We start from the raw sequence: 12,928 nt of genomic DNA, 5'->3' as shown, positions 1-12,928 counted from the left end.
ACGATCGCAATCTCGAGATGGAATCATCATGTCCAGTTTTGTCCGCAAAGCCATGACCGCAATTATCGCCATTGCACTGGCCAGCTTGCTGGCTCCCTTTGCAGCAGCCCAGACAGCCGAAACGCTGCACATCGCCGCCGGCGCAGGGTACCGCAAGCCGCTGATGGCCCTGATCAGCGACTTCAGACAGCGCAGCAACATCAAGGTGGAAGCCAGCTTCGGACACATGAAGCAGATAGAAACGCAGGCCAGGCAATCGCCGGACATCATGCTGCTGCTCGGCGACCGGGCATTCCTGGAACCCATGGGCCTGGCGGATCAATACATGCCGCTGGGCGCGGGGCGGCTGGCATTGATCTACAAGGCCGGACACACCCTGCAAGGCATCCAGGACCTGCAGCATGAATCGGTAGCGCGCATCGCGTTGCCGGATACGAAGCGCGCCGTCTACGGCAAGGCGGCCACGCAATGCATGACGCACTGGAAGCTGGACGAAGCGCTGGCGGGCAAGCTGCTGGAAGCCGATACCGTGCCACAGGTCGGCACCTACGTCGCCACGGGCGAGGTGGATGCCGGATTCGTCAACCTGACCGAAGCCCTGGCGCTGGAAAACCGCATTGGGGGATATGTGCTACTGGAAGACGACTGCCACACCCCGATAGAAATCAGCATCGGCGTGCGCCCGGACCATGTCGGCAATCCCGCCGTCAAGGCCTGGACAGAGTACCTGCAAAGCCGGGAAGCCCAGGCCATTCTGGAAAAGTTCGGCCTGCGCGCCGAATAAACCCGCCGCACCATGGAGTGCGGGAGCGGCTCCGTCCTGCTGACTGTCAAGGTCGTGGCATGGAGCCTATTGCTGCAATTGACGCTGGGCTGCCTGATCGCCTGGATACTGGCGCGCACGCACCTGCCGGGCCGCGACATCCTGGATGTCATCGTGACGCTCCCGCTGATCTTCCCGCCCATCGTGCTCGGATACGCCCTGCTGCTGGCTCTGGGGCACCACGGCTGGCTGACCGGGCTGCTGCCCGAGGCATGGCGCCCATCCATCGTGTTTTCGCTGCCTGGTCTGGTGATCGCATCTTTCGTGGCCGGACTGCCCCTCATGGCCAAGAGCGTCCAGGCCGCGCTGCTGGAAGTGGACGCCAATCTGCGCGAGGCTTCCGCCACCATGGGGCTGTCGCGCGGCGCCACGTTCTTCCGGGTCGACATGCCCCTGGCGAAACGGGGGCTGGTGACAGGCATCGTCCTGTCCGGAGGCCGGGGCATGGGAGAGGTGGGGATGTCCATCATGCTGGGCGGCAATATTTCCGGGCGCACGGAAACCGTTTCCCTCGCCATCTACAACCATGTGCTGGACGGCGAATTCCAGTGCGCCAACGAACTCACCCTGATCCTGGCCGGCGCAGCATGTTTGTGCTTTTTCCTGCTGAAGCGGTATGGATCGATCTGACCGGAAAAAACCTCGTGGCTTGCTCCACGGCCAGGCACTAGTCGCCACACACCATCACTTTAATGCCGCCTTGGCCGCTTCCTCCGGGCTCAGCCCCTCGTAAAACATATCGGTCAACCATTCGGCTTCGTCTTCGATATATTGCTGTGCTTCCCCACGCGGCGCACCGGCTTTGACGAACAACTCTTCAACCTCGGTACACCACTGGATCAGGGCGACTTCGTCCGGATCCAAGGATTCATGTTTTCGGGACATGGTTTCGCTCCTGCTGATGTGCGCTTGCATCATACCCTTGCAACCCGAGACTCGCATCCTCGGCATGCAAAACGCAAAAAAGCCGGATCAAGCATAGGCTGATCCGGCTTGGAAAACCTGGTCGGGGTGAGAGGATTCGAACCTCCGACTCCTACGTCCCGAACGTAGTACTCTACCAGGCTGAGCTACACCCCGATTTTTCGCTTGCCTGCCACGCAAACGCGGCAGGCGCGGCCTTGCCGGGAAAACCGCCGAAGCCCCAGGGCGTCAGTGATTTCTATCGACCGCGAAAGAGCAGAATTCTATCAAATTTTTCTGATATACGGAAACAGGCCAGTCCTGCAGCGCCTGGCGCGCCAGCTCGGCCTCGTTCCGGGCGGCCTGGCGGGTGTATTCCAGCGCGTCGGTCGCCTGGATTGCCTGCGCCACGGCGGCGAAGTCCGCCTCTCCGGTGCGGATGGCATCCTGGATGAGCTGGCGCTGCTCCGGCGTGCCGGTTTCCATGACGCGGATGAGCGGCATCGTCGGCTTGCCCTCGCGCAGGTCGTCGCCCACATTCTTGCCCAGCTCTCCGGCATCGCCCGTGTAGTCCAGCACATCGTCCACCAGTTGGAATGCCGTGCCGACATGGCGGCCATAGGCGGCGGCCTGTGTCTGCTGCTGCGGCGTAGCTCCAGCGATGATGGCCCCGACTTCGGCGGCGGCCTCGAACAGCTTGGCCGTCTTGTAGCGCACGACCTGCAGGTAGCGCTCCAGGGAAACGTCGGGGTCGTGCACGTTCAGCAACTGCAGCACTTCGCCTTCGGCAATGACCGTGGTGGCATTGGACAGGATCGACATGACGGGCATGGAGTCGCTTTCGACCATCATCTCGAACGAACGCGAATACAGGTAATCTCCCACCAGCACGCTGGCGGCGTTGCCGAATACCGCATTGGCCGTGCTGCGCCCGCGGCGCATGTCGGACTCGTCGACCACGTCGTCGTGCAGCAAGGTGGCGGTATGGATGAACTCGACCACCGCGGCCAGCAGATGGTGCTTGCTGCCCTGGTAGCCCAGCGCGTTGGCGATCATCAGCACCAGGGCGGGCCGCATGCGCTTGCCTCCGCCGCTGACGATGTACTCGCCGATCGTGCGGATCAGCACCACTTCGGAATCAAGGCGGGCACGGATGACCGTATCGACGGCATGCATGTCATCGGCGACGGGAGCGAGGAGTTCAGGGAGATTCAAGACAGGATCCGGATTCAAGACACGCCGGCCATGACGCCGGCGGAACACGAGACAAACAAAGAGCCATGGACAGCAGCCCGACCATCCGACACCGGCCGTGCAAAGGGATGAAACGCAGCGCGCCCATCTTCGCGGTCCTGATATCGCACCCCGGATTATACGGTTTCAGGCTGTCGTCATTATTGCACTTTGTCCCATGCGAGGCGAAAAATGGCGATAATCGGAAGTTCTGCGTTTCTGGGATGCCGCCCCGCAAGGCTCATCCCTGGTTTTCTGGAGAGTTTTCCGTGAGTACCCCGGACCTGACGACATTGATGGCGCGCGCAGAGCGCGTGCTGGCCCAGCTTGAAGCCTGGCTTCCCCCCGCCCCGCCTCCCACCGACTGGTCCGCCCACGCCTTCCGCTGGCGCAGGCGCGGCGCCACGGGATGGCTGCAAGCCGTGCAGATGGTGTCGCGCATCAGCCTGGACGATCTGCAGCACATCGAGCGCCAGAAGGAAATCATCGACCGGAATACGCGCCATTTCCTGCAGAAGAAGCCGGCGAACAACGTCCTGATGACCGGCGCCCGGGGCACCGGCAAAAGCTCGCTGGTCAAGGCCATGCTGGCTGCTTACGCGGACCAGGGCCTGCGCCTGGTGGAGATCGACAAGAACGACCTGGTCGATCTCGTCGACATCGTGGAGCTGCTGGACGCCCGCCCGGAACGCTTCCTGATTTTCTGCGACGACCTGTCCTTCGAGGAAGGCGAGGCCGGCTACAAGGCGCTGAAATCGGTGCTGGACGGCTCGATCGCAGCCTCCGGCGACAACGTGCTGATCTACGCCACCTCCAACCGCCGCCACCTGATGCCGGAATACATGAGCGAGAACCTGGCGGCCAAGCACCAGGCAGACGGCGAAATCCATCCCGGGGAAACCGTCGAGGAAAAGATCTCGCTGTCCGAGCGTTTCGGCCTGTGGCTGTCGTTCTACCCCTTCAAGCAGGACGACTACCTGCACATCGTGCAGCACTGGCTGCGCGTGCACGGCTGCTCCGAAGAAAACATTGCCGAATCGCGTACGGAGGCGCTGCAGTGGGCGCTGGAACGGGGCTCCCGCTCCGGACGAGTCGCACGCCAGTTCGCGCGTGACTGGGCGGCCCGCCATGTCTGACGCCAAGCCGCATATCTACGTCGCCGCGGGACTGATCCTGCGCCCCGATGGCTCCCTGCTGCTGGGCCAGCGGCCCGAGGGCAAGCCCTGGGAGGGCTGGTGGGAGCTGCCCGGCGGCAAGATCGAACCAGGCGAGACCGTGCTGCAGGCCCTGGCGCGCGAACTGCAGGAAGAGCTCAACATACAGGTCACGCAGTCGACGCCGTGGGTAGAGTACACCCACGAATATCCCAAGAACATCGTGCACCTGATGTTCTGCCGCGTCACAGGCTGGGAAGGCACGCCGGAAAGCGCGGAGAACCAGGCGCTGGCCTGGATCCATCCCGACCAGCCTCTGCCGGTTTCCCCGTTGCTGCCCGCCACGGAGCCGCCGCTGCGCTGGCTGCGCCTGCCCACGCGCTATCTGCTCAGTTCCATCGAGAATGCCGAAGGGCTGCCCGCCTTCCTGGAACGCCTCGACGCCGCGCTGGCGGACGGCGTGCGCCTGGTCCAGTTCCGCGAACCCGCCTGGCAGTTGCGCTATACGCAGGGTCGAAGCGAGCATGATGCGTCCGTCTCGCCCAGGCAAAAAATATTCGACTCTTACGGCGACCTGCGCCATGCCTTCGAGCAAGTACTGCAGCGCTGCCGCGACCATGGCGCGAAATGCCTGGTGAACAGCATCCACCCTGAATCCTGGTGGGCGGAAGCCGACGGCGTGCACCTGCGCGCCGAGGATGCGCGCTACCTGCTGCGCCAGGGCAGTCCCCGGCCCGCGGGCATGGTCGGCGTCTCTACCCACGATGCCGAGGAAATCTCCCTGGCGCGCAAGCTGGATGCGGACTTCGCGGTGCTGGGCCATGTGCTGGATACTCCCTCGCATCCGCAACGGGCAGGCATGGGATGGGAGGCGTTCGCCGAATGCCTGCGCGGCGCGGGGCTTCCCGTGTTCGCGCTGGGCGGGCAAAGCAGCGATACCCTGGCCGACGCCATGGCGCACGGCGCGCATGGCATCGCGGGCATCCGCAAGCTGCACCGGTAATCCCCTCGCAGACCACGGCGGGCCGCGCCGCGCAGCCCGCCGCCGTGCTTGGCTACAATGTCGTCCCCAAGGAGCGATTCCATGCACGTACACATTCTCGGCATCTGCGGCACTTTCATGGGCGGACTGGCGCTGATCGCCCGATCCGCGGGACATACCGTCACCGGCTGCGACGCCGGCGTCTATCCTCCCATGAGCACGCAGCTCGAAGAACAGGGTATCGTCCTGACCGAAGGCTTCGACGCCAGCCAGACCAGCCTGAAGCCCGATCTGTTCATCATCGGCAACGTGGTCTCGCGCGGCAATCCGCTGATGGAGGCCATCCTGGACCAGGGCCTGCCCTATATATCCGGGCCGCAGTGGCTGGGCCAGAACATCCTGCAGGACCAGCATGTGCTGGCCGTCGCCGGCACGCACGGCAAGACCACGACCAGCGCCATGCTGGCCTGGATACTGGAATCCGCCGGTCTCGCTCCCAATTTCCTGGTCGGCGGCATTGCCGGCGACCTGAAGGTATCCGCCCGCTACTCGCCGGACAGCCGCCTGTTCGTGATCGAGGCCGATGAATACGACACCGCGTTCTTCGACAAGCGTTCGAAATTCGTGCACTACCGCCCCCGCACCGCCATCCTGAACAATCTGGAATACGACCACGCCGACATATTCCCCGACCTGGCCGCCATAGAGACCCAGTTCCATCATCTGGTGCGCACCGTCCCGTCCACCGGACGCCTGGTCCGTCCCCAGCAGTGCGATGCGCTGGACCGTGTGCTGGAGCGCGGCTGCTGGACGCCTGTGGATACCTTCGGCAGTACAGGAGACTGGGCGGCGCAGCCCTTGGAGGAGTCGCCGTCCGCTTCGCGTTTTCGCGTCCTGCACAAGGGAGAGGCCGCCGGTATCGTGCAATGGCCGCTGTCCGGCGAGCACAACCGCAACAACGCCCTGGCCGCCATCGCCGCAGCCAGCCACGCGGGCGTGACGCCTGCTGATGCCATCGCTGCGCTGAACCGGTTTTCGGGCGTGAAGCGGCGCATGGAATTGCGCGGCAGCGTGCGCCAGATCGACGTCTACGACGATTTCGCACACCACCCGACTGCGATCGCCACCACGCTGGAAGGCGCGCGCAAACGGCTGGGAAGCGAGCGCCGCATCATCGCCGTCATCGAGCCCCGCTCCAACACCATGAAGCTCGGCGCCATGGCGGCCCGCCTGGCGCCCTCGCTGGAACAGGCGGATCTGGTGTTCTGCTATGGTGAAACCAGCGGCAAGCATGCGCTGGGCTGGAATCCGGAAGAGGTGCTCTCTCCGCTTGGAGGCCGCGCTCATGTCCATCATGAGCTTTCGGCGCTGGTCGCCGACGTGGCGGGCCGCGCCCGCAGCGGAGACACCATCATCGTCATGAGCAACGGCAGTTTCGGCGGCATCCACCAGAAGCTGCTGGACCAGTTGCAGGATACGCCATCATGATTCTGTATCTGCATGGTTTCCGATCGTCGCCCGACTCTTTCAAAGCCAGGCTGCTGGCCGAGGAAATGCAGCGCCGCGGCATGGCGCACGAATGGTTCTGCCCGCAATTGCCGGCCAGCCCGGCGCAGGCCATGGCCCTGGCCGAAGACATCATCCAGCGGGAAACCACCGTGCGCGGGCTGAGTCCGGCCCATGACCTGGTTGTCATCGGCTCCTCCCTGGGCGGCTACTATGCCGCCGTGCTGGCCGGGCGCCACGGCTGCCGCAGCGTACTGCTCAATCCCGCCGTCCATGCGGCGCGCGACCTGGCCACCCAGGTCGGCACGCACACGCAATACCATTCCGACGCTCCCTTCCACTTCCTGCCGGAATACGTAGCCGAGCTGGCCGCCATGCAACCGCCTCCTCCCTCTGACCCGCAGCGCTGCTTCCTGCTTGCCTCCAAGGGAGACGAAGTGCTGGACTGGCGTGAAATGACGCAATGGTATGAGGGTGGCCATACCCTGCTGCTGGAAGGCAGCGACCACGGGATTTCGGACTTTGCGCAATACATGCCGCAGGTCCTGGAGTTCGCGCTGACGCCCGGCCCCACCTCCTGATTTCCGCGCAACCTGCCGCGCACCTAGATGGAATAACATGCACGTTCTTTACGAAGACAATGGCACGCTGAAAGCCGAAACCCTGTTCTCCGAAAGCGACTCGACACTGCAGGTCGAATCGGCGTCCGGAAAACGCAGCAAGATCAAGAAGGCCAACGTGCTGTTCCGGTTCGAACAGCCCGCAGCCTCGCAACTGCTGGAACAGGCGAACGCGCTGGCCGAAACGCTGGACATCCCTTTCCTGTGGGAATGCGCTCCGCAGGAAGAATTCGATGTCGCCGAACTCGGCGAAGAATACTTCGGGCACACGCCATCCGCCGTGGAAAAGACCGCGCTGGTGCTGGCCCTGGGCGGCGCGCCCGCCTACTTCCACCGGCGCGGAAAAGGCAAGTACCGCCCGGCGCCGCCGGATATTCTCGAAGCCGCCCTGGCCGCGATCGAGAAGAAGAAACGGCAGGCCGAACAGCAGGAGGCCTGGACGCAGCAGATGGTCAATGGCGAACTGCCCGAGGAAATCGCCGGCGTCGCGCCATCGTTCCTGACCCGGCCGGACAAGAACACGCTGCAATGGAAGGCGTTCGATGCCGCCGTCGCGCAGCTCGGCACCAGCCCCGAGCAGTTGCTGCTCAAGCTGGGCGTATGGCCTGGCCCGCTCGCGCTGCATCACTACCGCTTCCTGAGCCAGAACTTCCCCAAGGGCACGCAGCATGCGCCTGCCGAGCTCGGCAGCCCCGGCTGGAACGATCTGCCTTTGTCCGATGCACAGCCCTATTCGCTGGACGACTCGTCCACGACGGAGATCGACGACGCCATTTCCGTCGCGCAGATCGATGCCGATACGATACGGGTCGGCGTCCACATTGCCGTGCCCGGCCTGGCCATCGACCGTGAGTCCGCCCTGGATGCCGTCGCCCGCCAGCGCATGACCACCATCTACCTGCCCGGCCAGAAAATCCCCATGCTGCCGGACGAGCTCATCCAGTCGTTCACGCTGGTCGCCGGCGAGCCCCGTCCCGCCCTGTCGCTTTACGTGACGGCCAACCTTGCCACCGGCGAGCAACTCTCCACTGAAACGCGCCTGGAGCGCATCGCCGTCCGGGAAAACCTGCGCCATGACCTGCTGGACGAAGCCGTCACCGAGGCCGCTCTGGAAGACGACAGCTCCGACCTTCCCTACGCGGCCTGGCTGCGCCCCCTGTGGAAATACGCCCGCATCCTGTCGAAGCAGCGCGAGGATGTGCGCGGCAAGCCCGAAGGCAGCAACCGCGTCGAGTACAGCATCAAGCTGGATGGTCCCACCGATGATCCGGACACGCCCGTGCGCCTGATCCCCCGGCGCCGCGATGCGCCGCTGGACAGGCTGGTCTCGGAATACATGATCATGGCCAACAACCTGTGGGGCGGCCTGCTGGCGCAGCATGGCGTGCCGGGCATCTACCGCTCGCAGCAGGCCGGACGGGTGCGCATGTCGACGCAGGCGCTGCCTCACGAAGCCATCGGCGTGCCCTATTACGCCTGGTCCACTTCGCCGCTGCGCCGCTATGTCGACTTGGTCAATCAATGGCAGTTGCTGGCCGCCGCCGAGCATGGCGTCTCCGCCCGCCTGGTCGCGCCGTTCAAGCCCAAGGATGCGGACCTATACGCCATCATCGGCGCCTTCGACGCCCAATACGCGGCCGTCGGCGAGTACCAGTCCGCCATCGAACGCTTCTGGTGCCTGCGCTGGCTGCAGCAGCAGGGCCTGCAAACCGTACAGGCATGCGTGCTGCGCGAAGACCTGGTGCGCCTGGAATGCGCGCCGCTGGTCGTGCGCGTGGGCGGCATGCCCGAGCTGGAACGCGGCCAGCTCGTCACGCTGGATATCCGGGGCTATGACGAGCTGGCGCTGGAACTGGAATGCAGTTATCGTGAAACCGTGACCTGAGGTCAGTCGACATCCCAAAGCCCTTTGAGCGCTCCGCCCATGATCCACTTGCGCACCCTGCTGCTGCCATCCGCCTGGCTGACGCCCCGCAACGACTACCTGCGCATCGCGCTGCTGGTCTCGGCGGCGCTGCACGCGCTGGCGCTGACGGTTCACCTGGGCGCGCCTTCCCGGCCCGCGCCCGCGAGGCAGGAATCGCTGGAAGTCACACTGGTCAATGCGCATACGGAAACCGCGCCCGTCTCCCCCACGGTCCTGGCCCAGCAACAGATCGACGGCGGAGGCGAGGACCGCACCGGCGTGGCGGCCACCCCGCTGCCGCGCACGGCCACGCAAACACCGGATGAAATGGTGCTGGCCGCCATGCGCCGGCGGCAGGAGCAACTGGAAGCCGAACAGGCGCGCCTATATACGCAACTGCTGGAAAGCGCCGCGCAGGTACGTCCGGAACGCAAGCAGCCCGACCTGTTCTCGCAGTCCCGGGATGCCGGAACCGACCTCAGGAACCAGGAAAGCCTGATCCTGAATGCGCGCATCGCCGCGATCAAGGAGCGCATCGAGCAATACAACGCGCAGCCCCGCCGTCAGTTCACCGGCCCTGCCGCTGCTCGCGCCGACCATGCCCAGTACGTGGAGAACTGGCGCCAGTCCATCGAACAGTTGGGCACGCAACATTATCCCGAACAGGCCAGGGGCCAGATCTACGGCAGCCTGCAACTGACCGTGCACATCCGCAAGGACGGCGCCCTGGATCGCGTGGAAATCGACCGCCCCTCGGAGCACGCCATCCTGAACCTGGCCGCGCAGCGCATCGTGCAACTGGCCGCTCCATTCCCGCCGCTGCCTGCATCCGTTGCCGAACAGACTGACATACTGGCCATCACCCGCACCTGGCATTTCGTCGAGAACCGCCTGGACACGACACAATGACTTCTTCCATTCCCCGCTACGCCGTCATCGGCAACCCCGTCAAGCACAGCCGCTCGCCGTGGATCCACGCCCGCTTCGCCGAGCAGACCGGCATCGCGCTGGAATACACGCGCCTGGAAGCCCCCCTCGACGGCTTCGCGCAAAGCGTCGAGCATTTCATCGCGCAAGGCGGCCGAGGGCTGAATGTGACCGTGCCGTTCAAGGAGCAGGCCTACGCGCTGGCACAGGACCGCCTGAGCGCGCGCGCGCGGCAGGCGCAGGCCGTCAATACGCTGATCGTGCGCGACGACGAGATCCACGGCTGCAATACCGACGGCGTGGGCCTGGTCGCCGATATCGCGCAATCGGGCTTCGGCCTGGCCGGAAAGCGCCTGCTGATCATCGGAGCGGGCGGAGCGGCCAAGGGCATCATCGGCCCGCTGCTGCTGGCGGGCTGCCAGGCCATACACATCATCAACCGCACGCAGTCCAGGGCCGAAACCCTGTGCGCGCAATTCACCGACACGGCCGCCCCCGGGCAACAACTGTCCGCTGGCGGCATGTCCGACGCCGGAACCGGCTGGGACGCTGTCATCAATGCCTCAGCCAGCAGCCTGCAGGGCGTGCCACCCGAACTGCCGGCAGGATGCTATGCCCCAGGCGCGCTGGCCTATGACCTGATGTACAGCGCGCAGGCCACGCCATTCCTCGAACAGGCGGCCCGGCAAGGCGCCGCGCATTGCGTGGACGGCCTGGGCATGCTCGTTGGCCAGGCGGCGGAAAGCTTCCTGCTTTGGCATGGCGTGCGCCCGGACGTCGCTCCTGTGCTGGCTGAACTGCGGCAGGCCATACGGCAGCAGGGCTGAGCTTATGCGTTTTTCAAAGGCGGACCAGTAACGATGGCAGGATACAGAGCGGAATACGACAGCGAACGGCGCCCCAGGCTGCGCAAGCGCCGGGTGGCGCTTGCGGCGGTATTGCTGGCCCTGGCCGCCGTGCTCATCTATCAGGTCGGACTGTTCCTGGCCGTGCTGTGGTACAGCGTGCAGAACCCATCGAGCACCGCCTTCATGCGCTCCACCCTGTCCGCGCTGCGCGCCGAGAACCCCGATGCCGAGCTGCAGCATGCCTGGGTCGACTACGACCAGATCAGCAATAACCTGAAGCGCGCCGTCATAGCCGCCGAAGACGCCAATTTCGCTTCGCACGGCGGCGTCGAATGGGAAGCCATACGCAAGGCCTGGGAATACAACCGCAAGCAGGCGGAACGCGGAGGCCAGCGCATGCGCGGCGGCTCGACCATCACCCAGCAGCTCGCCAAGAACCTGTTCCTGTCGGGATCGCGCAGCTATTGGCGCAAGGGGCAGGAAATGGTCCTGGCCTACATGATCGAACTGGTCATGAGCAAAGAACGCATTCTCGAGCTATATCTGAATACGGCGCAATGGGGCATGGACGTCTTCGGCGCACAGGCCGCCGCGCGGCATTACTTCAAGACGGACGCCTCATCGCTGGGCGCCGCGCAGGCCGCCCGGCTTGCCGCCATGCTGCCCAATCCGTCCTACTACCACCGGCACGGCAACACGTCGTACCTGAGATCCCGGACCAATACGATCCAGCAGCGGCTACGCCAGGTGGAAGCGCCCTGAAGGCCGTGCCGGCAACATGACTGCAAGTTACAAACGGCACGTACACGCCCTCCGACAGGATCATCGGCAATATTGCACCGATTTGAGCCTCAAAGACCACTATAATGCAATTGGTATCGTTGCCGATGGGCAATCAATGCCAGGCATGCGACATTTGGACAAACTCCCCCCACACCGCGTGAACCGCCAAAACCATAGGCGGGGAGGTGGCTCTCCGAGCATTTACACTACAGGGTTCGTGCCAACATGCAAACGCGCATCACACTTCGTCAGCTCGAGTACTGCATAGCGGCCGGAGAATTTGGCAGCATCGCGGAGGCCGCCGAGCAAATACACATTTCGCCCTCGTCCATTTCGGCAGCCATCGCGCATGTCGAGACCGAGCTAGCGGTTTCCCTGTTCGTCCGCCACCATGCGCAAGGCCTTTCGGTAACCCCTGTGGGCCGTGAGGTTCTCAAGCAAGTACGCCACCTGCTGGATCAATCACTTGCGCTTTATGACATAGCAAACAATGCTCAAAGCAATGTGCGAGGTCCTTTGCGCGTTGGGTGCTTCACGACACTGGCAGCCCTGATCGCCCCCGAACTGTGCCAAGGCTTCGGACGCGCCTACCCAAGTGTTCAGGTGACTCAGATTGAAGACCATCAAGAGGGCCTGATCGAACGCTTGAGATGTTCCCAGATCGACATCGCGATTGCCTACGATTTGAATATCTCGGAATCGGACATTGCATTCGAGCCGTTGGCATCCTTGCCGCCCTATGTCATTGTCAGCGAACAGCACCCATTAGCACATCAGAAAGCGGTCACGCTGGCAGAGTTGGCTGCTTTTCCCATGGTGCTGCTGGACCTGCCCCACAGCCGCGACTATTTTGTGTCGGTCTTTCAGCAAGCGGGCTTGTCGCCCAACATTGCGGCACGGACTTCGAGTCCCGAAGTGCTGCGCACGCTGGTTGCAAACGATATTGGCTACTCCATCGTCAACATTCGTCCCCGTACGGCTCATGCGCTCGACGGAAAGCGCATCATAAACATTCGCCTCAGCGGTTCTCATCGGCCTATGCTGCTCGGGCTGGCCAGGTTGAAAGCCCAGAAACCACGTCAAGTCGTCGAAGTATTCATGCAAAGAAGCCGCAACTTCATTTCCAATGAATATATTCCGGGCATGAACTCTCCAAGCCTGGACGCACGCTTGAAAACCCAAAGGCCGCCAAGCAATGGAAAAGAAATCAACCACCAGCAATAGGCGCTGTTTGAGCAATCAT

The 12,928-nt window shown here is 63.8% G+C and carries 13 protein-coding genes and 1 tRNA gene; 11 read left to right on the top strand and 3 right to left on the bottom strand.

All coding sequences use genetic code 11. From position 1 onward, the window contains the following. The first annotated feature begins 28 nt into the window (after positions 1-28). Entirely contained in the window at positions 29-784 is a 756-nt protein-coding gene (gene modA / locus EV686_RS01550) for a molybdate ABC transporter substrate-binding protein (RefSeq protein ID WP_243650693.1), read from the top strand. Positions 785-796: 12 nt separating this feature from the next. Beyond that, the gene (locus EV686_RS01545) at positions 797-1,453 is read left to right on the top strand and encodes a molybdate ABC transporter permease subunit (RefSeq protein ID WP_132472772.1); all 657 of its coding nucleotides are present in this window, start codon (positions 797-799) and stop codon (positions 1,451-1,453) included. Positions 1,454-1,507: 54 nt separating this feature from the next. Here the strand turns inward: EV686_RS01545 and EV686_RS01540 are convergent, their stop codons facing one another. The 3 genes from EV686_RS01540 to ispB all read right to left on the bottom strand — a co-directional run bounded on the left by EV686_RS01540 (position 1,508) and on the right by ispB (position 2,941). After that, complete coding sequence (locus tag EV686_RS01540) at positions 1,508-1,708, bottom strand: hypothetical protein (protein WP_132472770.1); 201 nt, start codon at positions 1,706-1,708, stop codon at positions 1,508-1,510. A 118-nt stretch (positions 1,709-1,826) separates the two neighbouring features. Then, positions 1,827-1,903, bottom strand: a tRNA-Pro gene (locus EV686_RS01535). 72 nt (positions 1,904-1,975) lie between these two features. Further along, complete coding sequence (gene ispB / locus EV686_RS01530; RefSeq protein ID WP_132472768.1) at positions 1,976-2,941, bottom strand: octaprenyl diphosphate synthase; 966 nt, start codon at positions 2,939-2,941, stop codon at positions 1,976-1,978. 314 nt (positions 2,942-3,255) lie between these two features. Here ispB and EV686_RS01525 point away from each other — a divergent pair, with 314 nt between their 5' ends. From EV686_RS01525 to EV686_RS01485, 9 genes are all read left to right on the top strand, one after another. Then, a complete protein-coding gene (locus EV686_RS01525; protein WP_377748277.1) occupies positions 3,256-4,095 on the top strand; it encodes an ATP-binding protein in 840 nt (279 codons plus the stop codon). Beyond that, positions 4,088-5,116: a Nudix family hydrolase gene (locus EV686_RS01520; RefSeq protein WP_132472764.1), complete on the top strand. Its 1,029-nt coding sequence runs from the start codon at positions 4,088-4,090 to the stop codon at positions 5,114-5,116. Before EV686_RS01525 ends, EV686_RS01520 begins: the two co-directional genes overlap by 8 nt. 81 nt (positions 5,117-5,197) lie before the next feature. Then, on the top strand, positions 5,198-6,583 hold the full coding sequence (gene mpl / locus EV686_RS01515) for a UDP-N-acetylmuramate:L-alanyl-gamma-D-glutamyl-meso-diaminopimelate ligase (RefSeq protein WP_132472762.1): 1,386 nt from the start codon (positions 5,198-5,200) through the stop codon (positions 6,581-6,583). Further along, positions 6,577-7,182 (top strand): YqiA/YcfP family alpha/beta fold hydrolase, encoded by a 606-nt coding sequence (locus tag EV686_RS01510; RefSeq protein ID WP_207901674.1) that lies wholly within the window; start codon positions 6,577-6,579, stop codon positions 7,180-7,182. Before mpl ends, EV686_RS01510 begins: the two co-directional genes overlap by 7 nt. 37 nt (positions 7,183-7,219) lie before the next feature. Continuing rightward, a complete protein-coding gene (locus tag EV686_RS01505) occupies positions 7,220-9,106 on the top strand; it encodes a ribonuclease catalytic domain-containing protein (protein WP_132472758.1) in 1,887 nt (628 codons plus the stop codon). 39 nt (positions 9,107-9,145) lie between these two features. After that, positions 9,146-10,036: an energy transducer TonB gene (locus tag EV686_RS01500; RefSeq protein ID WP_132472756.1), complete on the top strand. Its 891-nt coding sequence runs from the start codon at positions 9,146-9,148 to the stop codon at positions 10,034-10,036. Further along, positions 10,033-10,881 (top strand): shikimate dehydrogenase, encoded by an 849-nt coding sequence (gene aroE, locus EV686_RS01495; protein WP_132472754.1) that lies wholly within the window; start codon positions 10,033-10,035, stop codon positions 10,879-10,881. Before EV686_RS01500 ends, aroE begins: the two co-directional genes overlap by 4 nt. 33 nt (positions 10,882-10,914) lie before the next feature. Then, positions 10,915-11,664: a monofunctional biosynthetic peptidoglycan transglycosylase gene (gene mtgA / locus EV686_RS01490; RefSeq protein WP_132472752.1), complete on the top strand. Its 750-nt coding sequence runs from the start codon at positions 10,915-10,917 to the stop codon at positions 11,662-11,664. 246 nt (positions 11,665-11,910) lie between these two features. After that, positions 11,911-12,909 carry a LysR family transcriptional regulator gene (locus tag EV686_RS01485; protein WP_132472750.1) on the top strand — a complete coding sequence of 333 codons (999 nt, stop codon included), beginning with the start codon at positions 11,911-11,913 and terminating at the stop codon, positions 12,907-12,909. The last annotated feature ends 19 nt before the right edge of the window (positions 12,910-12,928 follow it).

The sequence above is a fragment of the Paracandidimonas soli genome (assembly GCF_004342005.1).
GTDB classification, from domain to species: domain Bacteria; phylum Pseudomonadota; class Gammaproteobacteria; order Burkholderiales; family Burkholderiaceae_B; genus Paracandidimonas; species Paracandidimonas soli.
The sequence above is the reverse complement of the archived record's forward strand: the minus strand, read 5'-3'. Positions and strand labels throughout refer to the sequence as shown.